The sequence below is a fragment of the Blautia segnis genome (assembly GCF_014287535.1).
Classification (GTDB): domain Bacteria; phylum Bacillota; class Clostridia; order Lachnospirales; family Lachnospiraceae; genus Blautia_A; species Blautia_A acetigignens.
Window position 1 is genome coordinate 93,353 of sequence record NZ_JACOOT010000019.1, and the last position, 20,459, is coordinate 113,811.

The following is a 20,459-nucleotide window of genomic DNA, read 5'->3' on the forward strand; positions in this document are numbered from 1 at the left end:
ATTTTTCTCACTTTCCCCGGCATAAAAATATATGCTTGTTGGTCTTATATTCTTTGGAACGCAGCTGCCGATATCCAAGATCCTCCACATATCCGAAATCTGTAGCCAAATCAGCTTCGATGATGATCAGTGTATTCTCATCAAGGATGGTGCTGTCCTGAAGATACTCCAGAACCTGGCGCTCCAGTTCGTGATTATATGGCGGATCCATGAATATGCAGTCGAAAACGCCCTTCCCCTCCAGGGAACGAAGGGCCTGCAGCACATCCATGTTCAGCAGTTTACCACTATCTGCAAGTTTTGTAAATGTAAGATTTTCTTTTATGCAGGCACATGCCTTGGGATTTTTCTCAACAAAAACAGCCTGAGCAGCTCCGCGGCTGAGTGCTTCAATGCCGATGGCTCCGCTTCCGCTGAACAGATCAAGAAAACGACAGTCCAGAAGTTCAGGCTGAAGAATATTAAAAAGAGTTTCTTTGATGCGGTCCGTGGTGGGGCGTGTTTCCATGCCCGGCACGGTTTTAAGGTTTAGTCGTCTTGCTTTTCCTGCGATGACTCTCATTTCAGATTCAGTCTCCAATCCAGATCTCCACGGGCCAGCCCCAGAATAAGAAGTTCTGCTGTAGCGATGTTGGTCGCTACCGGAATATTATACTGGTCACAGCGCTTCACAATGGCTGTGATATCCGGCTCCTTCGGATCTATCATAACAGGATTATAGAAAAGTATTACCATATCCAGATCCTGCCGCTCTACCATCTCCATGAACTGCTTATCGCCTCCGATACTGCCCGGTAAAAATTTGTGGACATGAAGGCCGGTAGCCTCTTCGATTCTTCTTCCTGTAGTGCCTGTAGCATAAACCTCATGCTTGGCCAGGATATTCTTATAGGCGATACAGAAATCTTCAATGAGAACTTTTTTGCTATTATGTGCAATGATACCTAAATTCATAATTCACCTCTCCCATTTCTTTCTGTTTATTGAGACAATTATAGCAAATTGACAAAAGAAGTGCAAGAAAAAGCTGAAAATATATACAAAATTCATTTTTGTTAAAAAATGTTCACATTTTCTTTTCTTATTTGCTCCTATCATCATCCAGAGCAAAGTGTGCAGCATAACTAATTTTTTTAACTTTTTATTCTTTCCCATGTAGGCCTTCCCCCTCAAAACTATTACTTTATAGTATACCTTTCCCCCAATAGATTCGACAACGAAGAGATACAGCTGTTTTTGCAATAAAAAACAGACTGCCGGAACTTATTTTAGCAGTCTGCATCTTTATTTTAAATAATAATTTACTTAGAAAGAACCTGTTCCATTGTTTTCAGCAGGACCTGAAGGTCGAAGGGCTTCGCGATATGGGCATTCATTCCGGCGGCAAGGGCTTTCTTTTTGTCTTCCTCGAAAGCATTTGCGGTCATGGCGATGATTGGAATGCGGGCCTTCTCCCCATCTAATCTGCGGATTTCCCGGGCAGCATCGTAGCCATTCATGTTCGGCATCTGGATGTCCATAAGGATCAGGCTGTAGTAGCGGTCTTTGGCATTTTTCACCATTTCCACGCAGATCTGGCCATCCTCGGCGCGTTCTGCCAGGAAGCCGTTCTCCTCTAAAATGGTCATGGCAATTTCTGCATTTAAGTCGTTGTCCTCTGCAAGAAGGATCCGCCTGCCTGCAAAATCAGATTTTTCATCTGAAGGAAGCTGGATATGTAAAAAGTCGATCTGCTCCTTTGATGCAGTTGGAAATGTTAGTTCAATGGTGGTCCTGGTTCCTTTTCCAAGCTCGCTTTCTACCTGGATGGTTCCCTCCATCAGCTCAACCAGCGCTTTCACAATGGGAAGTCCAAGTCCGGTCCCCACTACCTTGCTCTCTGTACTTGTGCGCTCTCTTGTAAACTCCTCGAAAATGTGGGGCAGATATTTCTCGCTCATGCCGATTCCGGTATCTTCCACAATCACGCGGGTAGAGACGCAATCGGCTTTTGGAGAAGGGATTTCCGTAACGATCAGGGAAATCTGTCCGCCATCCGGCGTGTATTTCACAGAATTGCCCAGTACATTTAAAAGGATCTCACGTACCTTGGTTTCATCGCAGATCACATAGTCATGGTTGATATTCAGCCTGCAGGTATATTGCAGGTCTTTCTTCCTCATGGTTGGCTCGAAAACAGCTTCTAAGGATTCCAAAAGCTTTCTCGAATTCACAGGTGCCGGATTCAGGGATGCCTTTCCGCTTTCAATCCTTGCCATTTCCAGAATATCGTTGATCAAAGAGAGCAGAAACTCACTGGAAGATTTAATCTTCTGGATATAGTCGGCAACCTTTTCCCGCTCTGTGATATGCTCCTCCAAAAGCTCGGAAAAGCCGATGATGGCGTTCATTGGCGTCCGGATATCGTGGCTCATATTGAAAAGGAAGCGGGTCTTGGCTTCGTTTGCCAGGCGGGCCTTGGCGGCGGATTTCTCAATCTCTCTGGCATATACCCGGTCCTTGTAGCGCTGCTGCTCAAACTGCCAGAATCCGATTCCCGCCAGAAATGCGATGGCAAGGGCAATCACAAAATCTGCCAGAACCGTGTTGGCGGATAACCAGCCGTTCCTTGCTGCAATCTCGAAATACCAGGTATCATTTGGCACCTTGCAGGCAACTTCCAGTGCAGAGGTCAGATCCAGGTCATCACACTGCGCAATGGAAACATCCTGGTCTGTGCTCATACTGTGCTTCCAGATCCGGTAGTGATAGTTGGCATTTTCAAGGGAATCAAGCCCCAGCCTGTCCACAAATTTATCCCAGTTCAGAACCAGAAGGGAAAATCCCCAGAAGGTTTCTTCCCCGGATGCATCTTTCATATAGATCGGGTCAAAAAGAAGGGCTCCGGTGCCGCCCTGTACCAGTTCAAAAGGGCCGGCAATGGTGTACTGGCCGCTTTCCTTGGCAAGCTGGGCTTCCTTCCTGCGCTCAGGATGGGTGAGCATGTCAAGTCCGATGGCTTCCTCATTTCCCTCCAGGGGATATACCTGGGAGACCAAACCGTCCTTGGCCAGCTCAAAGGCTTCGATTACATGTTCCTCGTCCTGAAGCAGCGTGGCCATCTGGGCAAACTGATTGTCCGTAACCACATAACCGCTTTCTACCACGTTTTTCATAAAATCGGAAGCGACCAGATACTGGTTCATCTGGGATTCGATCCGGTTTACTGTGGACTCTGCGGTAAAGGCAGCTTTCATCTGCTCTTCCTTCACCTGGTTCTGGTTCAAGATCACAGCGCAGATCATAACAACAGCGAAGGTTATCAAAAAGGCAAATACAGTGTGCAGCCTGATTGTTTTCGGGGTGATTTTTCTATTCATATCAAAAATGACTCCTCATCCATATGCTGAATGAGTTTATACTACCACAGATTCTTGCTTTTGTCCATTTGTTCCCCATTTTTCCTTAGAGCGTGTTTGAAAAGTTACTGTTCACTCCGTGCCCAGTAACACGCTTCGCGATGCACAGAAATCATGCTTTGCATGATTTCGCGCCGCAATCCTCGGGTTTTCTGTGAACTTTGTTCACAAAAAACACCTCGCGGAATATTACCTATGAACAGTAACTTTGAAAAAGCAGATCACGGAATAATCCTTCTGCTTTATTTAAAACTGAATATCATATATGTTTTCTAAGGGGATGATTTCGCCGTTTGCGAGAGTCAGGCTTCGCCGGGTGTGATCGATTTTGGTTATGTTTCCGGTAAAGGTGTGATAAGCGCCGCCCTCTTTTTTGGTGTCTGGAATAAAGTAGGTGATCGTGATCTCTGGGCGTTGGGAAAACTGCGTCTCAAGATCATGGAGCCGGATGTCCAGAAGCTCTTTCTCCGATTCGTCCAGCTCGATCTTCGGCTGGGTCAGACGCCTGGTTTCCTCTGCAGCCGCCTCATACCCCGTCAGCGCCGCAAACGGCGAAAACTGCGCCGCCCGGTCCATAATGTCCATAGGCGGATGGGTTTTAGAAACATGATGGGGCAGATCGATCATGTCGTCGTATTTATTTGTACGGTGTAGGGATGACATACTATACCTTCTCCTTTGCATTATCAGATTTTTCACTTATCATAACATTTCCCAGAAGTTTCCTCAATAGTGTTGAAAATTAAGGATGCCGCAGATTCGTCCCTTTTTTTGACCTGCAAAATGGATTATAATAAGAGAAAGAGAAACAGGCGGCAAGGGAGATTCTTTCTTATGGACATGAATGATTATGAAAATGATCGAAATATAGATTTGAAAAAAAATAAAACAGATTTGCAGAACCGCACTTATCTGTGCATCGATCTGAAATCCTTTTATGCATCCGTGGAATGTACCAGGCGGGGGCTGAATCCGATGGTGACGAATCTGGTGGTGGCGGATGCGTCCCGTACATCGAAGACGATCTGTCTTGCGGTTTCCCCGGCGCTGAAGGCATATGGGATTCCTGGAAGGGCCAGGCTTTTTGAGGTGGAACAGAGGATCAAAAAGGCCAACTACATGCGGCAGAAATACGCGCCGGGGCACCAGTTTACCGGGGCTTCCTGCGATACAGGCGAGCTTTTTGCCCATCCGGAATATGCCATCGACTATATCATTGCGCCGCCCAGAATGTCCCTCTACATGGAACAAAGCACCAGGATCTACAAGCTGTACCTGAAATACGTTGCACCGGAAGACATCCATATTTACTCCATTGATGAGGTCTTTATCGATCTGACCGATTACCTGCCCTCTTCCGGCAAAACAGCCTGGGAATTTGCCCGGGAAATGATCCTGGATGTGCTGCAGACCACAGGAATCACAGCCACAGCCGGAATCGGCACCAATCTTTACCTTGCCAAGATTGCCATGGACATTATGGCCAAGCACATTCCCGCAGATGAGTACGGCGTCCGCATTGCTTTTCTGGATGAGAGGGAATACAGGCTGCAGCTGTGGAGCCACAGGCCTCTTACAGATTTCTGGCGCGTGGGAAGGGGCTATGCGAAAAAGCTTGAGGAGAACGGGATTTTCACCATGGGTGATATTGCAAGATGTTCTCTTGGCGGACCTGGGGACTACTATAATGAGGAGCTTTTGTACCGGCTGTTCGGAATCAATGCCGAACTTCTCATCGATCACGCCTGGGGCTGCGAGCCCTGTCGGATTTCCCACATTAAGGCTTATAAACCGGAATCCAGCAGCATCTGCTCCGGTCAGGTTCTGACATGTCCCTATCCAGCGGACAAAGCACGGCTGGTGGTACAGGAAATGGCGGACCTTATGGCTCTGGATCTGGTAGAAAAAGGCCTGGTAACAAACCAGCTGGTGCTCACAGTGGGATACGACATTGACAACCTCACAGATCCCGCCATCCGAAAAAGTTACCACGGTCCTGTGACAACCGACCGCTATGGCCGCCAGGTTCCCAAGCATGCCCACGGGACGCAGAATCTTTCCCTGCAGACCTCCTCTGCCAGACTTCTCACAGAGGCCGCCCTTAGGCTGTATGACCGCATTATCAATCCGCACCTGCTGGTAAGGCGCTTTTCTCTTACTGCCAATAACCTGGTTCCGGAATCTGAGAGGAAACAGAACACTGCCTTTGAACAGATGGATCTTTTTACTGATTATGCTGCACTTGAAAAACAACAGCAGGAGGAGAACGCGCTTCTGGAAAAAGAGAAGAAAATGCAGCAGGCCATGCTGGATATCAAGAAAAAATTCGGGAAAAATGCGATTTTGAAAGGTATGAACCTTCAGGAAGGCACCACCACTATAGAGCGTAATAAACAGATTGGCGGACACAAGGCATAGGGGAATTCCCCGGTACCTTGTGCCCGCCTAATATATCCCTCATTTTGCAGTGCATTTCGCTCGAATTCGGGTGCGCAGCACGGGCTACGACAACCGAATTCGGGTGAAATCTCCCGCAAAGTGGGGCGTGCAGATTGCGGGAATGATTTTTCAAACACGCTCTAGCAGGGGAATCAGCAATATCAGGATTTCAGTTTAAATTTCATATACACCGGGTCGTGATCGGAATAGGAATATCCGGTGTTGATGTTTTCGTAGGAAATGCATTCCATATTGTCAGACAGGATAAATCCGTCCAGGGTGACGGTGTAGGTCACATCCGGCACGTACTCCATGTCTGCGTTGCGGGCGCTGTTCCACAGGCTGTCCCGCTCTTCTTCTGTAAGAAGGTCAATGCCGAAGGTAAAGTGCTCCGGCAATTCTGCCCTTGGGAACGGATAAGCCCAGGACTCTCTTTCGCTGTCGTCATCTTCAGACGCCTTTAAATCATGATTGAAATCGCCGCCGCACAAAACATAGTTTCCAGCTTCGTATTCTTTCTCCATGTCAGCGGTAAGCATGCTGATCTGGCCTTCCCGGATCTCATCGCTGTTTCCGTAGGCAGACATATGTAAGGCAAAAATCACCAGTTCTTTCCCATTTTCCACAGGCACTCTGGAAATGCTGTAGCATCTGTCCAGATCAAAAAACTTGGTAAAGGATGTGGACACCGGAAAGCTTCTTCGAAGTGCAAAAGTCACCGGATATCTGGAGAAGAGCCCGATGCCGGATTTGCTGCTTCCATGGGGCTGGGTAAATGGATAGAACAAAAATGCGGAGTCATAATTCTGTGCAAACACATAATTGTAATCCGGGAAGCAGTCCTTCAAAATAGAATATTCATCTACATGGTAACTTCTTGTGGAGTCCAGATCCACCTCTTCGATCATGGCAAAATCCGGATCATAAGAGGCTGCCAGCTCTCCTGCTCCCTGAACGGCATCCAGCACGCTGTCCTTGCTTTTGGCCCAAGAGGATTTGCCTCCGTCCATGAAAAAGCTGAAATCCGGGGTGTAGGCGCCGAAACCAATGTTGTAGGTAAGGGCAGAATATTCCGTATCAGTGTGAAGGGAAGAAAGGTTTGATGTCTGCGCTGCAGAAGTTTCCACCTTAAGTTCCTGGTTGTCCGGAATCCGGTGGTAACTGGCGAACAGATAGATCAGGTATCCTACAAGCAGTACCAGAACCGCCCCAAGCAGGATTCCCACTGCTTTCAGAAATTTTTTCATATTGTAAAAGCTCCTTTATGTAAGATTATAGAAAGCTTAACATAAAAGGAGCCTATTCACAAGTTCATATTCATTTTATAAAGAGTTGCTGCCGGGAATCCTTTCGTTTACAGCAACTACCGGGATACTGATTTCCGTGACGAATTTCTCCGTGTCGCTGGTGAGACCATAGTCGATCATAGTGATTTCTCTGGAAAAACCAGTCACCTGCAAATTATGATCGTTTATATATTTCAGAAGCTTCTCATACTGCGCAGGTGCTTCCCCGTGACTTCCACGGAAACGAATGCTGACACAGAGGGTTTCTGGCATACTTTCCACTTTGCCGTCATACTGATCTTCTTCATCCAGAAGAAAAAATCAAGCTATGTTTTAAATTTTTCAGTCCATTAATTCCCAGTGTATTTTCTTTTTCAAAGCACATACTAGCAATGTAACATCAAACAAAACATTTCTTAACCAAGGAGGAAAATGATTATGTCAAACAATACTTCTTCTAACAAAGCAGCTGTACCAGAAGCAAAGGGCGCATTAAATCGTTTCAAATTTGAGGTTGCAAATGAGCTGGGTGTGCCGCTTACAGACGGATACAACGGAAACCTTACTTCCAAGCAGAACGGAAGTGTCGGCGGCTATATGGTGAAAAAAATGATCGAGGCGCAGGAGCGTTCCATGTCCGCAGGACAGGGCAGCCAGCAGAGCGGTCAGTACTAATCTTTTGAAAAAGCCTGATTAAAAAAGCAAAAAACTACAGGGCATTCCTTACTCCTTATGAAAGAAGCAGGTAATGCCCTGTTTTCATGTAATGATTGCAGACGAAAAAATATTATACGCTCAGTTTCTTTTCCATGATCCATCCGCTGATCAGGTAGATGATCGCAGAGATCACCAGCACAACTGCAATATACAAAGCAAATGTACTTTCTTTACTTTGCAGCGTCGGAACTCTGTCCAGTACCATGCCAAGAAGAATGGAAAGAATGATAAAAATAACAAAGGATACCACACCGCTGGCCTTTTTGCCGGCAAGAACACTGGCGGATAAAATTACGGCAAAATCTGCACTGACAATGTAGGAGATCCAGCTTGCCAGAAGTGTAAAAAAGGCAAAGGCAATGCTGACAGGATCAACAGATATATGCATGCTCACATACAAAACATCGTTTACCATATTCCAGACTTCCTTTAGTCCGCCGACGTAAAAATACGCGGCAGCTGCATCGATTGCTGCCAGGGCTGCAAAAAACGCGCCTGTGATCAGTATGGAGATTCCGTTTTCCAGAATTTTGGCTCCAAGGATCTGGTAGCTGCTTTTGGGAGTGAGGAACAGCATGTAGCTCTGTTTGGTGTTCAGATCCCGGTGCAAAACGGTTACGCTTTCCAGGCCAATGTACAGGATACCCATAGTTGCACACAGAACCAGAAACATAATCCCAGAGGAAAGGAACACATCCTTTTTCAAAAATATTCCCAGTAAATAAACGATTTCAGATAAAAGAGTAATGCTTAATAAGATCAGTTTTGAAAATGCGGTTTTGCGAAATTCATATTTCATTAACTTTAACATACTGCTTCTCCCCCATGTCCATAAATTTCACGATAAAGATCTACGACAGATTTGTGCCGACTGATACGGAGCTCCTCTACCATGCACTGTTCTACCAGATGGCCATCCTTCATGAAAAGGGCTGCGTCTGCCACGCGCTCCAGCTCGTCTACCAGATGGCTGGAAACCACCAAAGTCACATCCGGATCAACCGCTTCCAGAATGCTTTTCATGATTTCATCTCTTGCAAGAAGGTCGATACCGTTTAATGGCTCATCCAGAAGATAGATCTTTGCCTTTCGAGCCATGGTCACGGCGATCTTCAGCTTCGCCATCATACCGGAGGAAAGCTTCTTGGCTTTCATGTCCTCGGTCAGCTCCATACGGGTGATCATCTGCTGATACTTTTCCATGGAAAAATCCTCGAAGAAATCGGCGTAATAGTTTCCCACATCCGCTACGGACATCCAGTTGTAGAAGTATGGCTCTGTGGACATGTAGGCGATTTCCTTCTTGCTTTCTTTGCCGATGGGCTGGTTCTGGTAAAGGATCTCACCGCTGGTTGGCTTTACAAGTCCGGCAGTCATCTTCATCCAGGTGGTCTTGCCGCTTCCGTTGGGACCGAGCATAGCGTATACAAGTCCTGATTCTAACTTCAGGGATACGTGATCGACAGCGGTTTTGCTGCCGTATTTTTTCGTTGCTTCTTTGCTTTCTAAGATCATTTTCATACACTCCTTGTTATGATTCTGATTTTGCAGCTGTCTTACCTAACCAAAAATGCAGGTTGTCGGACAGTATTTTTATTTTTGCTTTTCCAGAAGAGTGATCGCCTCGCTTCTGGAAAAACCAAGCTGCTCCATGCCTTCCAGAAAATCCCGGATCAGTGTGCCGGCCATTTCTTCTTTCATCTGGTCTACTTTCCCGGGGTCTTCTGTGACAAAGGTTCCCATTCCGCGTCTGGTGAAGCAGACGCCCTCGCTTTCAAGCTCCTTATATACGCGGCTGACAGTATTTGGATTAATGGTGTATTCCACCGCCAGGTCGCGCACAGAGGGAAGCTTGGCTCCCGGGGGCAGCTTGCCTGTTACAATATCTCGCTTGATTGAATTGGCTGCCTGGAGATAAATCGGCAGCGCCGGATTATATTCCATGATGCCCTCCTTCTTTGTATCACTGTCATAGTTGAATAGTACACTAGAAATATAGAATTGTCAAGAAAGATTTTTAGAATTATTAAAAATTTCCTTGAATAAAAAAACAGCAACCGCCGCGATTGCTGTTTTTGAAAAGAATTGTGTAAAAAACTTTAGTTTTATAAATTCGCCTTTGCCTCAAGCTTTCGCATATGCAAAAGATACACTACCAGAATCGCGCCGCCGATGAAAATCCAGAAGGTTTACAAAAATACCAACCAGAGCCACGCAGCTTCCCACTGCTGCCAGAGTCCTGTCCCCTGCAAATCTGCCGACTACGGCAACATCCGCAGAGTTAAACAGCTGCTGCAAAATACTGCTGAATGCCAGCGGTATGGCAAAGATGATCAGCTTGCCGGCAAGACCGCCGTTTAGCATATCCATTTCTTTTGATTTTTTTACTTCTTCCATCTCTTACGAAATCACTTTCTGTTTTTATACTATTACGCCATATCTGGGGACACTTATTTTCTTAAAACAAGTTCTCTACTTTCTCCTGAAATTCTTCGAATTTGGTTATATAGACGTCGACGATTGTCTGGCAGCTGTTTTTTACGATGATGCCATCATAGTCGTGTGCCAGCAGGTTTCTGACCTTCAGCATCTCCATCCATTCGTCTCCCTCAATCAGGTTTGCCTGGAAAGATTCTCTTAAGACTTCACGAGGCGAACCAGCAACAAAGCCTGTGATTGCATAATACTGAACCAGGATATCTTTCATTACTTTCCATGCAAGATCAAAGGTAATACTGAATTTGGCACTGGTTCCGCTTAATACAAAAGAATCCGTCATATCACGTTCTCTGGCTTCAGAAAGAGAAGATAGAGAATTTTTAAAAGATTCATATCTTTTCGTAAATTTTTCGTCCATACTTTTCTATGTCCTCCAATAAAAGATTATTTTGGCACTCTTCCAGGCCAACAAGATCAATGGTATATAGTGTGGGGATTTCTTCCAGCTCTTCTCTTAGGTTTTCTATGTCGTCCACGCCTTTTACTGCAATATCAATGTCGCTTCTTTCCAGTGCAGTTCCCTTGGCGCGAGAGCCGAAAAGGATTACTGTGGTGGCTCCATTTCTTTTGCATATTCCAATGATTTCCTGCATCACGTCTTCTATCTGCATACTTCAACATCCCTCTATAAAAAATATTCCCCACCTCTCTCAGCATTTCCTAAGAGATGGGGAGATCTGTATTTATAATACGTGATGGCGGGGAATAAATCAATATGAATCTTTTTCTGCTGACTCACAGCAGTGTAGGTTCGGTATTTAATAACACTGTGAGGATTCAGCATCAGCCGGTGATCATTTTCCAAATTCCGCGGAGAAAATGACCGTTGGCGAATTCCAGGAGGGCGGGGACGAGGCCGCCTTTCATGCCGCCGGAAATCTGCATGCTGCGTAAGGGGGCTCCGGCAGAGGATGCATCTTTCATTTCCTCCACAGAATTATCCATGGTAAACTGACCTTTTCGCGGCTTCACAAAATGATAGGGTCTGCCAAGCATGGCTTCCAATTCTTTCTGGTTTGGCTTTCCCTTGCAGGTTTCGTACCAGCTGCCCGGCTGCCATGCGGGAACCTCTTTCAGCAACGCGTCCGTGGTATTTCCCTTTTCATCGCAGCCAGAAGCATAAACGGAACCTGGCAGAAAGTTCAGCGGCTGGCTGATTCTGGCGGGATGGATGTAAACGATGCCTTTTCCCTCAGTGATTCCTATATCCAACAGTGCGAGCTTCTCGCTTCCCCAGAAAAGCTGGTAAATCTCCAGTACCGGATGCTGCTGGATTATACGAACAAAGTAGAGCGCCTGCGCCTTGGAAAGCAGCCCCCCGGCTTACTCTGGATGTTGCCAATTACATCCAGCATCATATGTCTGAGAACATCACTGTGGAAAAGCTGGCAAAAGAGCTGTTTTTGAGCCGCCCTTATCTTTCCAGGCGGTTTAAGGAAGAGACCGGGGAAAGCCTGACAGATTTTATTTTAAAAGAAAAAACGGAAGAAGCAAAGCGCCTCCTCCGTTATTCGGGTAAATCTCTTACTGCAATCGGAAACTATCTGGGATTTTCTTCCCAGAGTCATTTCGCGCGGGTATTTAAAAAATATGCCAAGGTGTAACATAGTTAAAATAAGTTGTCAATTTATATTTGTTCATTTCGTTGTTAAATTTAAGTAAATTGATGCAATTTAATACAAAATAATGGGATACCCGCCCTCTATGGTGTTATAAATAATCGAAGCCTCATCTGGCGGAAGGTTTACGCAGCCGTGGCTGCCTCGGGTTTTATATGCGTCACCGCCGAAGGAGGACTGCCAGCTTGCATCATGGAGACCCTGGCCGTAGACGAAGGGCATCCAGTACTGCACGGTTGTCTCGTATCCATACTCCTCACTGGAAAGGGTGAAGGGGCTTGCCTTGTAGGCGATGGGGTAAGCGCCTGTGTAGGTGGCACGCTCCGGTGTAGGAAGGCCGCTGATGATGTCCGTTTCTGTAACCAGCGCGCCATCCTTGTACAGCCACAAATGCTGCTGAGACAGACTGACCTCAATATAGCTTCCGTTCAGATCATCGGTTCCATTTCGTGACAAACCAGCCTTCTCATAAACAGGCTCACGGGTAACGGCTTCTCCGCTCTTTAAATCTGTAAGGATCTGCTGGACTTCCCCACTCTGGTCGATCCGATAGCCATATTCATTGTTGCTCACTTCTATGACGCCACCGCCTGTGGTCTGGAAAGATCTTGGTACATAAATGGTATTATATTTTCCAGCCAGGTTCTCCACGTAGGACTGAACCTGTGCCTCATCCACGGTAATCCCGTCGTCTGAAATCTGCAGCCAAGCTCCTGTGGTCTCCCCGTTCAGTACCTCCGTCACACTTCCAAAGGTGTAGGTAATGGAGGCATTTCTGTAATTGGAAAGAAGGGTGTTCAGCTCTGCTGCTTTTTCATTCAGTTCTGTGGAATCTGCGGTTACCTCTGCTGCCTTGTAAAGGTTTTCGTTCACCTCTATCTGCAGATTATTTTTGAAAAAAGAATCGTCCAGGCTCTGGCCGACGTAGGCTTCTGTGTACTGTCTTAATTTTCCCTCATCGATCTGGTTTCCAAGCTGATCCCGAATTACCACGTAAGTGTCCTGCTGGCTGTCATACTGAATGCTCGCACTCTGGGAGGCAACTCTCTCACCGCTTCCGGAAAAATTCCCTTCCGTTAACGCATCTGAAAACTTCTGGTCATCCCTCTGCACATTTAAGATCACCACATCATTCTCTCTTCCACGAAAAAGCTTCCAGTTCTGTTGGTGTTCCTCCATAATCTGTTCCAGTTGGGAAAGCAGATCCGCCTGGTCCAGGGAATAACCCAGGTTTCCAAGGGTGACGGTATATACCGTATTTCCATTTTCCACGTAGGTCAACTGCTTCGATTCGAAAGCAGAGCTTAAGGTCTCGCTGGCTTTTTCGGGAGTAAGACGGGAAACATTTGCTCCGTTGACGGTAATGTTTCCGCCCATTGTCTTTGTATTTACTACGATCTCATATGCGATCAGACCAATCACCAGAAGAACAAGGATTACAATACAGGCAGTAAGAACTCCCTTCAGTTTTTTCTTCTGATTCCGGGATTTCTTCCCGGATTCTTTAATCCCATTCTTTCTTTTTTTCTCTTTGCTCATATCTGCTCTCACCTGTCTCTCACATCTTCGGCTGATAGCGCATGTCTGAAACATTGTAAACCGTCACAAAAGCTTTCGGGTCTTCGTGGTTGATGAAGTTCATCAGCTTCTGATATTCGTTTTTGTCTACAATGGTGATGATCTCATTGCGCTTCTGCAAGTTGTACGCTCCAATAGACTCGTAAATCGTCGCGCCGCTGTGAAGATCCTCGATGATAAACCTTCGAAGCTCCTCCTCTTTCTTTGTGATAATGCAGACGCGCCGTTTGATATTGTGGTCGAAAATAAAGTGATCCAGCACCATGCCGTTGAAATACGTTCCCAGAATACTGAGCACCACCGTTTTCTTATCGTACACAAGTGCCGCGGAAAGTGCCACGCACATGCCGGAAAGGGACATGGCTTTGCCAAGCTCCATGTGCAGGTATTTGTTCATGATCTTTGCCACAATGTCCAGACCGCCGGAGGACGCATTCCGGTTAAACAAAATGCTAAGTCCTACGCTGACCACCAGGATGTAGCAGAGCACATCCAGTTCCTGGCTTCCGGTCATGGATTCAAAATCCGGGAAAATCCTTTCAAAAAGACCGATAAACAGCGGCAAAACAATGCTTGTATAAACGGTCTTTACTCCAAATTCCCTTCCGCAGGTAAAAAATCCGATGATCAGGAGCACCACGTTCAGGATCATGGTGATGGCAGACAAGGGCAGGGGAACAAAGTTGGACAGCACAATTCCAAGACCGGAAATGCTGCTGACCGAGGTATGGCTTGGCACCAGGAAAAAATAAACTGCCGCCGCAATAATAGCCACTGCCCAGGTAAGAATCACAGTTTCTTTTATGATATTTTTGTAATCCAGTTGTTTTTTCATAGCTTTTTAGTCTTTCTTATCAGTTTTATTTCGCTTTTGGGTCTCATTCTCCATCTGCGCTTTTGCTTTCCGTCCCATGCCGGTGTTGCTGTTCATAATGCTGGCGCGGGTGATCTTGTCGTTGCCAAACTTCATGCGGATGGCATCCAAAGCAGCATCCAGCTTCTGGCGCTGCTCTTTTTTCTTCGTATCCTCAAACAACGACATCTGCTCAAAGCTCTCATCTGTCAGTCCGGTGAGAGCAACACCGATCAGTCGAAGGGGCTGCCCCTTCCAGAATTCCAGAAACAGCCTTCTGGCATTTTCGTAGATCTCATCGGTCACGTCCGTGGCACTGGAAAGGCTGGTCTGATGGGAACGGTTCTTGAAGTCCAGGGTACGGAAGGTGACGGAAATACAGCTGCATTTCTTCCCTTTCCGCCGCATGCGGGTAGCAACAATGTCGCACTGCTCCAGAAGAATGGGAAGCACCTGTTCCACGGAAACAATGTCGTCATTGAAGGTTTTCTCCACGCTGAAGCCCTTGCTCTCTTCTGCCTGGGCAAGCACCGGGGAATTGTCGATTCCTCTGGCATACTGGTAAAGCTGATGTCCTGTCTTTTCCCCAAGCAGAGATTGGATGGCGGATTCCTTTTCCCTGGCAAGCTCGCCGATGGTATGGATTCCGAAATCCTGCAGCCTTTTCTCGGAGGCTTTGCCCAGAAACAGAAGATCCCGGATGGGAAGGGGCCACATTTTGACCGGAATTTCTTCTGGAAACAGGGTGTGCACCTTGTCCGGCTTCTCGAAATCTGAAGCCATTTTGGCAAGCAGCTTATTGGTGGAAATCCCCACATTCACAGTGAAGCCAAGCTCTGCGTGGATCTTGTCCTTGATCTCATGGGCGGTTGCAATGGGATCCGGGTAGATCAGGGAGGTGCCTGTCATATCCAGGAACACTTCGTCAATGGAAAAGGATTCCACCACAGGGGCATAGTCCCTGCAAATCGCCTTAAATGCCAGGGAATTCTCTGTATAAAGGCGAAAATCACTGGGAACCACCACAAGATTGGGGCATTTCCGAAGAGCCATGGCCATAGGCTCCCCAGTCTGAATGCCGTACTTCTTGGCGGGAATGGATTTGGCAACCACGATTCCCGTGCGCTTCTTTGGATCTCCGCCCACCACAGAAGGGATTTCCCGCAGATCTGGAAGCCCTTCCTTCACTCGTTTCGCCGCCTCCCAGGAGAGGAAGGCACTGTTTACATCTACATGGAAAATCAACCGTTCTATAGGGGATCACCTCCTGCTGCGCGGCTTAAATCCTGCCACAAACATTTCTGCAATCTGCCCGCCTCACTTTGCAATATCATTCACACAAATGAAAGCAATACAGACGTCAGAAATCATCAGCCTTATCGCTTAATCACAATGATAAGCCGCCTTCTGCTCATCCGTCAGGCCCTCGCCGTTCAGGAATTCCTTACCATTTGCATAAGTTTCATCCATGGAAAGGAACGGTACTCCGTAAATAGTATCCACACCGTCGAAGATCAGCACCTCGCCCTTTTCGTTCATTCCAAGACCGCCTTTGATTCTGGCGATCGGGGAGGATGGCTCTTCCCTGCTGTATACGTCCAGTCTGGTCTCTCCGTTGTCAGAAAGGTAAAGAGCTGTGAAATAAGGCTGCCCTTCCGGTGCATCAAAGGTATACAAGGTATTGGCCTCAGAAATGGTCAGGATCACTTCTCCTGTGGAGGTATCTACCACATAAGCCCCCTTATCACTGCTGCAAAGGAAGGCATATCCGCCGTTTACACACTCCATCCAGGAAAATTCCCCAAGATCCATTCGGGCAATCTCTTTTTTCTCCGCGAAATTGTAGAGAACATAATCGGTCTCTCCGGCAGGCTGGTACAGCACGTAATCTGCTTCCCCACTGCTGCTTGCGCCCGTTTCTTCCACAGACAGAACTTCCTTTCGATCCGGATCCAGAACCACCAGCGTACTGGTATCACCGCCGTCGTTTCTTTCTTCTACCAGATAACCGTCCTTGGAAATAAATGCCATGATACAGTCTTCCGGTACTTCTTCTGTATAAACCGGCTCCACCTCATCTGCGGACTTATCTGTCTTATCATAGCTGTATTTTTTCATAACACCGTCTTCTACCATATAGGCAGCATCTGTCTCAAGGTTGCCGCCTACTCCGTCCGGAAGATCTGTAAGCAGTTCTCCGGTTTCCCCATCATAGACGCTGATGGTTCCGTCCAGATTGTCACAGCTGACCAGATTATCATTGATAACATTCATATAGGAAACTTCGTTGTCAAACTCAGCTCCGTTCATGGTGGACAGATTTACCATGTAGGAGTTGTCTGTACAGTTCACGGCCAGCATCCTCTCACGGCGGATCAGATGTGCCACCTTTTCGTTGGAACGCTTCTTCATGGAAGCGGTTTGGGAGGTACTGCGGTTATTTTTCTGATAAATACGGAATTCATAATCGTTGTAGGTATAGGTTACCGCATAGGTATCTCCTATGCAGATTTCCGAACACTCCTTGCCGTCTCCAGCAAGGCTTCCGATCCGGTATGGATCCTTTGTAAAATCCACATATTCCAGGGTTCCGTCAGAGTCGCTGACAGCAAAGGTGGTATTTTTCCCATCTCCTGTATAGACAGCATCCGCAATGTTTCCGGCTGCGCTGTAAGTCTTCTCAACCTCTCCGGTTTCCATGGAAGCACAGTTCAGCTGGTTTCCATCACGGAAATAGATCAGTCCCCGGCGGGAATCTGCATAACAGATGTCGGTCTCGATCTTACTTGTGGTTTTGTGAACCTGGTTCTGATCCATATCCACAAATCCATAAAGCTCGTCTCCTCCATAGGTGAAAAACAGCTTGTTTCCGCACCATGAGCTGTCATTGAATACACAGTTTTCATATTTCACATCGTCCAGATATTTCACTGTATTTCCAGTATTGGTATTAATAATATAAAGATTGTTCTGTTCGTTGTTATCCTCATCCACAACTTCTGCGACGGCTGCATACCTGCCGTCATCACTCATTCCGAAAAATACGGCTTCCCCATTCTCCCAGCTGCGCTCAGAAAGCAGCGTTCCATCTGCGGTATAGACGGTCAGGCTGTTTTCCTCTATATTAAACACACTGACTCTGGAACCATCGGCACTTGCGCTGACAGTCATGCCATAGGCGCCCTCCCAGAGCACCTCCATCGTGTTCATGTCAATGACCTGGAGTCCCTCTTTGCCGGCAATGGCGCAGCGGTGATCCCCGAAAAAGGCAACCTTGGAGTTACAGCTGCGGTATCCGTTGTAATCCGGGTTTACCGGAAAATCTGCCACAACCTTTCCAGCGGCAATGTCATAGAAATGAAGGGTATAATCTGAGGAGCTTACAAAGTCAATATAGGCAATGTAATCATCATACGGGCTGACCAGCACCGCATCCATGGTCTGGGTCTTCACATTGCTTCTCGCCGCGTATCCCTTCTGGTAATCGTAGGTCTGCAAAGCATTGGTAAGGGAAGCCATAGCCGCGCCCTCAAAAGGACGATCATCTCCTAAATCCTCCGGAAGACCTTCCATGGCAAGCATGGCTGCCAGCTTCAGGTTATCCGCAGAATAAGCGGTATCCGAATACTCTGCCAGCAGATAGGACTGGGCAGACTGGGTCTTCTGCACCTGTTTCTGCAGCTTCTGGTTCTCCCTTACAGACATGGCAAGGAAAGCACAGACAACAGCAAAGCTGACGCCGCCGGCTGCAATGCCTCGCTGGAGCTGGCGCTGCTGTTCTCTTTGACGGAGCTGGTCGAACTCGCAGTGCAGCATGGCTGCCACAATACGCAGCTGCTCCACTCTCATCTTGTGCTTTTGCTTTGCCGGCGTCTCGCCGCGCACATCTGCAGCCAGAGGCTCTACCTCAACTTCCTGCCCGTTGATCACCGGATGGGTGATGGCATAGGGAAAGCTGTCCACAGGTTCCCCTTCTGCAAGCACTGCAATAATATGATCACTGCCCCGAAGCTTCTGGAACAGCTCGATCTCACGCATGCACCACTTGGATTCCTGAAGCCTTGGGGTACAGATCACAATGAGAAACTCAGACTGTCCAAGGGCCTCCTCAATATTGTTGTACAGACTGCTGGAGCTTGGCAGCTCGTCCACATCACGGAAGATCCTGCCTACCTTTTTTCGTCCAAGCTTGGCTGCCAGCTTCGCCGGAACACGGTAATTTTCCAGCATATTATGAAGGGTCTTTGCCGCAAACTCGTCATTTCCGCCGTGCCTGTAGCTGATAAAGGCCGTATATTTCCAGTTTCCCATTTTATTCGCACCTCTCATAGCTTCGTAAAAATACAGATTTCTCGATGGTATAAACATCCGAAAGGTCATCCTCCCGGACTGCAATGTAATCGCCCTTGGCACCTTTTAAATATTTGTATTTGTCCCACTGGGTGAACACCTTGGCAGAGGCCTGAAGCTCCCTGGCGTAAATATGGTACTTGCTCCTGGCCTGGCAGGTTCTGATGTATGGCACCAGCTGGTAGGCTTCCGGAAAACATCAGGAAAATTGCTGTCACGAAATTCCTGCTATCCTCCAGCAGTTCTGTTTTATTTCAGTATAGCACGCATGTGTGAAATATGTCCAGTTTCTTCTGCTTATTTCGACGTTTTTCCCCTGTCTGTACCTGTGAAAATACATTCTTAGCCCGTCTGCTGCTTCGTAATGTATTTGTAACACATCAGTTTTATTACTGTAACATATAGAATGTGAGATTATGGTAAAATGTTGAAATATTCTGGGTTATTTTAAGGAGGGAACAAATGAAGAGTTTTTATGCGTGGTATAAGAAACATATCACAACCGCAATTTTTACCGGGCTGATCCTTGGTATTCTCACCGGACTTTTTCTGGCGAACCGCTTCGAGCCTGTACTGACTGTTACCAGCCTGATTGGAAGCATCTACATGAACGCCCTGAACATGATGATCTTCCCGCTGGTATTCTGTTCCATTATTATGGGTATCACCAGTATTGGAAGTGCCCGCACCACTGGTAAGATCACTGCAGGTGCCATGATCTTTTTCCTGTGCACCACTGCCCTTGCCAGCCTGGCAGGACTGATCATCCCGCGACTGATCAACCTTGGCAAGAACGTTAAGTTTGAGATGGCAACCTCTGACATTCAGGCTACAGAGATGACCAGCATTCTGGATACCATCAAGAACCTGATCCCGTCCAATCCGGTGGCTGCTTTTGCCAACGGAAACATGCTTCAGGTCCTGGTGTTTGCCGTGATCGTAGGCTTCACCCTGATCGCCATCGGGGAAAAGGGAGCGGCCCTTCTGAAGGTGATCGACTCCTGCAATGAGGTATGTCTGAAGGTCATCAGCACAGTTATGTATTTTACCCCAATCGGTGTCTTCTGTACTATCGTTCCGGTTGTGGAGGCCAACGGTACCGAGACTATTATCTCACTGGCTACCCAGCTTGTAATCCTGTACCTTGCATTCTTTGGATTTGCCTTTATTGTGTACGGCGGCGCTGTGAGGTTCATCGGTAAGGAAAGTCCGGTGAAGTTCTTTAAGGCAATGCTTCCGGCTGCGTTAAACGCATTTGGAACCTGCTCCAGTTCTGCTACCATCCCGATCAGCAAGCAGTGCATGGAGGATGAGATGGGCGTCTCCAACAAGATCACCAGTATTGCCATTCCTCTTGGCGCTACCGTAAACATGGACGCGGTTTCCATTCTCATGTCCTTTATGATCATGTTCTTTGCAAATGCCTGCGGAATCAATGTGAGCATTTCCATGATGATCGTGATCCTTCTGGCCAACGTGCTTCTGTCTGTGGGAACACCGGGAATCCCAGGAGGCGCCATTGCTTCCTTCGCAGCCCTTGCCACCATGGCAGGTCTTCCGGCAGGCGTTATGGGCGTGTACATCAGCATCAATACCCTTTGCGATATGGGTGCTACTTGCGTCAATGTTATTGGTGATATGGCAGGCTGCGTAGTTCTGAAAGAAAAGATCAAGCTGGACGAATAATCCGGCGGTGCCTTTTCCAAATACCAGCATTTTA

General features: G+C 47.2%; 24 protein-coding genes. 5 read left to right on the forward strand and 19 right to left on the reverse strand.

Going from position 1 to position 20,459, the window contains the following annotated elements; genetic code table 11:
- Nucleotides 1-7: 7 nt before the first annotated feature.
- The 4 genes from rsmD to H8S54_RS08635 all read right to left on the reverse strand — a co-directional run bounded on the left by rsmD (nt 8) and on the right by H8S54_RS08635 (nt 4,061).
- Nucleotides 8-562 (reverse strand): 16S rRNA (guanine(966)-N(2))-methyltransferase RsmD, encoded by a 555-nt coding sequence (gene rsmD / locus H8S54_RS08620; RefSeq protein ID WP_117850221.1) that lies wholly within the window; start codon nt 560-562, stop codon nt 8-10.
- Nucleotides 559-954 (reverse strand): methylglyoxal synthase, encoded by a 396-nt coding sequence (locus H8S54_RS08625; protein WP_021926957.1) that lies wholly within the window; start codon nt 952-954, stop codon nt 559-561. The genes rsmD and H8S54_RS08625 overlap by 4 nt, the downstream gene beginning before the upstream one ends.
- 347 nt (nt 955-1,301) lie before the next feature.
- Nucleotides 1,302-3,359, reverse strand: coding sequence for an ATP-binding protein (locus H8S54_RS08630; RefSeq protein ID WP_186901299.1), 2,058 nt, complete (start codon nt 3,357-3,359; stop codon nt 1,302-1,304).
- Nucleotides 3,360-3,644: 285 nt separating this feature from the next.
- Nucleotides 3,645-4,061 (reverse strand): YolD-like family protein, encoded by a 417-nt coding sequence (locus tag H8S54_RS08635; protein WP_186901300.1) that lies wholly within the window; start codon nt 4,059-4,061, stop codon nt 3,645-3,647.
- A gap of 177 nt (nt 4,062-4,238) precedes the next feature.
- Between H8S54_RS08635 and H8S54_RS08640 the strand changes: the two genes are divergently transcribed.
- Nucleotides 4,239-5,816 carry a Y-family DNA polymerase gene (locus tag H8S54_RS08640; RefSeq protein WP_173767515.1) on the forward strand — a complete coding sequence of 526 codons (1,578 nt, stop codon included), beginning with the start codon at nt 4,239-4,241 and terminating at the stop codon, nt 5,814-5,816.
- Here the strand turns inward: H8S54_RS08640 and H8S54_RS19340 are convergent.
- Complete coding sequence (locus tag H8S54_RS19340; protein ID WP_408610271.1) at nt 5,776-5,949, reverse strand: DUF6783 domain-containing protein; 174 nt, start codon at nt 5,947-5,949, stop codon at nt 5,776-5,778. The genes H8S54_RS08640 and H8S54_RS19340 overlap by 41 nt on opposite strands.
- On the opposite strand from H8S54_RS19340, the gene H8S54_RS18950 reads away from it, so the two are divergent.
- Nucleotides 5,920-6,015 (forward strand): DUF6783 domain-containing protein, encoded by a 96-nt coding sequence (locus H8S54_RS18950; RefSeq protein WP_408610268.1) that lies wholly within the window; start codon nt 5,920-5,922, stop codon nt 6,013-6,015. The two genes, H8S54_RS19340 and H8S54_RS18950, sit on opposite strands and share 30 nt — an antisense overlap.
- On the opposite strand, the gene H8S54_RS08645 is transcribed toward H8S54_RS18950, so the two are convergent.
- Together H8S54_RS08645 and H8S54_RS08650 are read right to left on the reverse strand one after the other, a co-directional pair.
- Nucleotides 5,999-7,084: an endonuclease/exonuclease/phosphatase family protein gene (locus H8S54_RS08645; protein ID WP_021926961.1), complete on the reverse strand. Its 1,086-nt coding sequence runs from the start codon at nt 7,082-7,084 to the stop codon at nt 5,999-6,001. The genes H8S54_RS18950 and H8S54_RS08645 overlap by 17 nt on opposite strands.
- A gap of 75 nt (nt 7,085-7,159) precedes the next feature.
- Complete coding sequence (locus H8S54_RS08650; protein ID WP_021926962.1) at nt 7,160-7,396, reverse strand: GyrI-like domain-containing protein; 237 nt, start codon at nt 7,394-7,396, stop codon at nt 7,160-7,162.
- A gap of 165 nt (nt 7,397-7,561) precedes the next feature.
- Between H8S54_RS08650 and H8S54_RS08655 the strand changes: the two genes are divergently transcribed.
- Nucleotides 7,562-7,798, forward strand: coding sequence for an alpha/beta-type small acid-soluble spore protein (locus tag H8S54_RS08655; protein WP_021926963.1), 237 nt, complete (start codon nt 7,562-7,564; stop codon nt 7,796-7,798).
- A 112-nt stretch (nt 7,799-7,910) separates the two neighbouring features.
- Here the strand turns inward: H8S54_RS08655 and H8S54_RS08660 are convergent, their stop codons facing one another.
- The 7 genes from H8S54_RS08660 to H8S54_RS08690 form a co-directional block, all read right to left on the reverse strand.
- The gene (locus tag H8S54_RS08660; protein ID WP_021926964.1) at nt 7,911-8,651 is read right to left on the reverse strand and encodes a hypothetical protein; all 741 of its coding nucleotides are present in this window, start codon (nt 8,649-8,651) and stop codon (nt 7,911-7,913) included.
- Nucleotides 8,645-9,355, reverse strand: coding sequence for an ABC transporter ATP-binding protein (locus H8S54_RS08665; protein WP_186901301.1), 711 nt, complete (start codon nt 9,353-9,355; stop codon nt 8,645-8,647). The genes H8S54_RS08660 and H8S54_RS08665 overlap by 7 nt, the downstream gene beginning before the upstream one ends.
- Nucleotides 9,356-9,433: 78 nt before the next feature.
- Nucleotides 9,434-9,784: a GntR family transcriptional regulator gene (locus H8S54_RS08670; RefSeq protein WP_186901302.1), complete on the reverse strand. Its 351-nt coding sequence runs from the start codon at nt 9,782-9,784 to the stop codon at nt 9,434-9,436.
- A gap of 180 nt (nt 9,785-9,964) precedes the next feature.
- On the reverse strand, nt 9,965-10,237 hold the full coding sequence (locus H8S54_RS08675; RefSeq protein WP_243176729.1) for a hypothetical protein: 273 nt from the start codon (nt 10,235-10,237) through the stop codon (nt 9,965-9,967).
- Nucleotides 10,238-10,298: 61 nt separating this feature from the next.
- On the reverse strand, nt 10,299-10,697 hold the full coding sequence (locus H8S54_RS08680; protein ID WP_021926968.1) for an HI0074 family nucleotidyltransferase substrate-binding subunit: 399 nt from the start codon (nt 10,695-10,697) through the stop codon (nt 10,299-10,301).
- Complete coding sequence (locus tag H8S54_RS08685; protein WP_021926969.1) at nt 10,669-10,950, reverse strand: nucleotidyltransferase domain-containing protein; 282 nt, start codon at nt 10,948-10,950, stop codon at nt 10,669-10,671. Before H8S54_RS08685 ends, H8S54_RS08680 begins: the two co-directional genes overlap by 29 nt.
- Before the next feature lie 172 nt (nt 10,951-11,122).
- Nucleotides 11,123-11,551, reverse strand: a complete 429-nt coding sequence (locus tag H8S54_RS08690) for a hypothetical protein (protein ID WP_178105259.1) — start codon at nt 11,549-11,551, stop codon at nt 11,123-11,125.
- Between the two features lie 146 nt (nt 11,552-11,697).
- Between H8S54_RS08690 and H8S54_RS08695 the strand changes: the two genes are divergently transcribed.
- Nucleotides 11,698-11,943: a helix-turn-helix transcriptional regulator gene (locus tag H8S54_RS08695; protein WP_186901303.1), complete on the forward strand. Its 246-nt coding sequence runs from the start codon at nt 11,698-11,700 to the stop codon at nt 11,941-11,943.
- A 69-nt stretch (nt 11,944-12,012) separates the two neighbouring features.
- Here the strand turns inward: H8S54_RS08695 and H8S54_RS08700 are convergent, their stop codons facing one another.
- The 5 genes from H8S54_RS08700 to H8S54_RS08720 all read right to left on the reverse strand — a co-directional run bounded on the left by H8S54_RS08700 (nt 12,013) and on the right by H8S54_RS08720 (nt 18,914).
- A complete protein-coding gene (locus H8S54_RS08700) occupies nt 12,013-13,497 on the reverse strand; it encodes a L,D-transpeptidase family protein (protein ID WP_186901304.1) in 1,485 nt (494 codons plus the stop codon).
- A gap of 19 nt (nt 13,498-13,516) precedes the next feature.
- A complete protein-coding gene (locus tag H8S54_RS08705; RefSeq protein WP_021926972.1) occupies nt 13,517-14,371 on the reverse strand; it encodes a YitT family protein in 855 nt (284 codons plus the stop codon).
- A gap of 6 nt (nt 14,372-14,377) precedes the next feature.
- Nucleotides 14,378-15,634, reverse strand: a complete 1,257-nt coding sequence (locus H8S54_RS08710; protein ID WP_207725601.1) for a DNA polymerase Y family protein — start codon at nt 15,632-15,634, stop codon at nt 14,378-14,380.
- Between the two features lie 138 nt (nt 15,635-15,772).
- Complete coding sequence (locus tag H8S54_RS08715) at nt 15,773-18,700, reverse strand: TIR domain-containing protein (RefSeq protein ID WP_186901305.1); 2,928 nt, start codon at nt 18,698-18,700, stop codon at nt 15,773-15,775.
- 1 nt (nt 18,701) lies between these two features.
- Entirely contained in the window at nt 18,702-18,914 is a 213-nt protein-coding gene (locus tag H8S54_RS08720) for a hypothetical protein (protein WP_147342965.1), read from the reverse strand.
- Between the two features lie 287 nt (nt 18,915-19,201).
- Between H8S54_RS08720 and H8S54_RS08725 the strand changes: the two genes are divergently transcribed.
- Nucleotides 19,202-20,425 carry a dicarboxylate/amino acid:cation symporter gene (locus tag H8S54_RS08725; protein WP_021926975.1) on the forward strand — a complete coding sequence of 408 codons (1,224 nt, stop codon included), beginning with the start codon at nt 19,202-19,204 and terminating at the stop codon, nt 20,423-20,425.
- The last annotated feature ends 34 nt before the right edge of the window (nt 20,426-20,459 follow it).

What these genes read in the sequence shown, in the direction of transcription:
- rsmD (WP_117850221.1), bottom strand. Translation starts at nt 562, where the DNA reads ATGAGAGTCATCGCAGGAAAAGCAAGACGACTAAACCTTAAAACCGTG.
- H8S54_RS08625 (WP_021926957.1), bottom strand. Translation starts at nt 954, where the DNA reads ATGAATTTAGGTATCATTGCACATAATAGCAAAAAAGTTCTCATTGAA.
- H8S54_RS08630 (WP_186901299.1), bottom strand. Translation starts at nt 3,359, where the DNA reads ATGAATAGAAAAATCACCCCGAAAACAATCAGGCTGCACACTGTATTT.
- H8S54_RS08635 (WP_186901300.1), bottom strand. Translation starts at nt 4,061, where the DNA reads ATGTCATCCCTACACCGTACAAATAAATACGACGACATGATCGATCTG.
- H8S54_RS08640 (WP_173767515.1), top strand. Translation starts at nt 4,239, where the DNA reads ATGAATGATTATGAAAATGATCGAAATATAGATTTGAAAAAAAATAAA.
- H8S54_RS08645 (WP_021926961.1), bottom strand. Translation starts at nt 7,084, where the DNA reads ATGAAAAAATTTCTGAAAGCAGTGGGAATCCTGCTTGGGGCGGTTCTG.
- H8S54_RS08650 (WP_021926962.1), bottom strand. Translation starts at nt 7,396, where the DNA reads ATGCCAGAAACCCTCTGTGTCAGCATTCGTTTCCGTGGAAGTCACGGG.
- H8S54_RS08655 (WP_021926963.1), top strand. Translation starts at nt 7,562, where the DNA reads ATGTCAAACAATACTTCTTCTAACAAAGCAGCTGTACCAGAAGCAAAG.
- H8S54_RS08660 (WP_021926964.1), bottom strand. Translation starts at nt 8,651, where the DNA reads ATGTTAAAGTTAATGAAATATGAATTTCGCAAAACCGCATTTTCAAAA.
- H8S54_RS08665 (WP_186901301.1), bottom strand. Translation starts at nt 9,355, where the DNA reads ATGATCTTAGAAAGCAAAGAAGCAACGAAAAAATACGGCAGCAAAACC.
- H8S54_RS08670 (WP_186901302.1), bottom strand. Translation starts at nt 9,784, where the DNA reads ATGGAATATAATCCGGCGCTGCCGATTTATCTCCAGGCAGCCAATTCA.
- H8S54_RS08675 (WP_243176729.1), bottom strand. Translation starts at nt 10,237, where the DNA reads ATGGAAGAAGTAAAAAAATCAAAAGAAATGGATATGCTAAACGGCGGT.
- H8S54_RS08680 (WP_021926968.1), bottom strand. Translation starts at nt 10,697, where the DNA reads ATGGACGAAAAATTTACGAAAAGATATGAATCTTTTAAAAATTCTCTA.
- H8S54_RS08685 (WP_021926969.1), bottom strand. Translation starts at nt 10,950, where the DNA reads ATGCAGATAGAAGACGTGATGCAGGAAATCATTGGAATATGCAAAAGA.
- H8S54_RS08695 (WP_186901303.1), top strand. Translation starts at nt 11,698, where the DNA reads ATGTCTGAGAACATCACTGTGGAAAAGCTGGCAAAAGAGCTGTTTTTG.
- H8S54_RS08700 (WP_186901304.1), bottom strand. Translation starts at nt 13,497, where the DNA reads ATGAGCAAAGAGAAAAAAAGAAAGAATGGGATTAAAGAATCCGGGAAG.
- H8S54_RS08705 (WP_021926972.1), bottom strand. Translation starts at nt 14,371, where the DNA reads ATGAAAAAACAACTGGATTACAAAAATATCATAAAAGAAACTGTGATT.
- H8S54_RS08715 (WP_186901305.1), bottom strand. Translation starts at nt 18,700, where the DNA reads ATGGGAAACTGGAAATATACGGCCTTTATCAGCTACAGGCACGGCGGA.
- H8S54_RS08725 (WP_021926975.1), top strand. Translation starts at nt 19,202, where the DNA reads ATGAAGAGTTTTTATGCGTGGTATAAGAAACATATCACAACCGCAATT.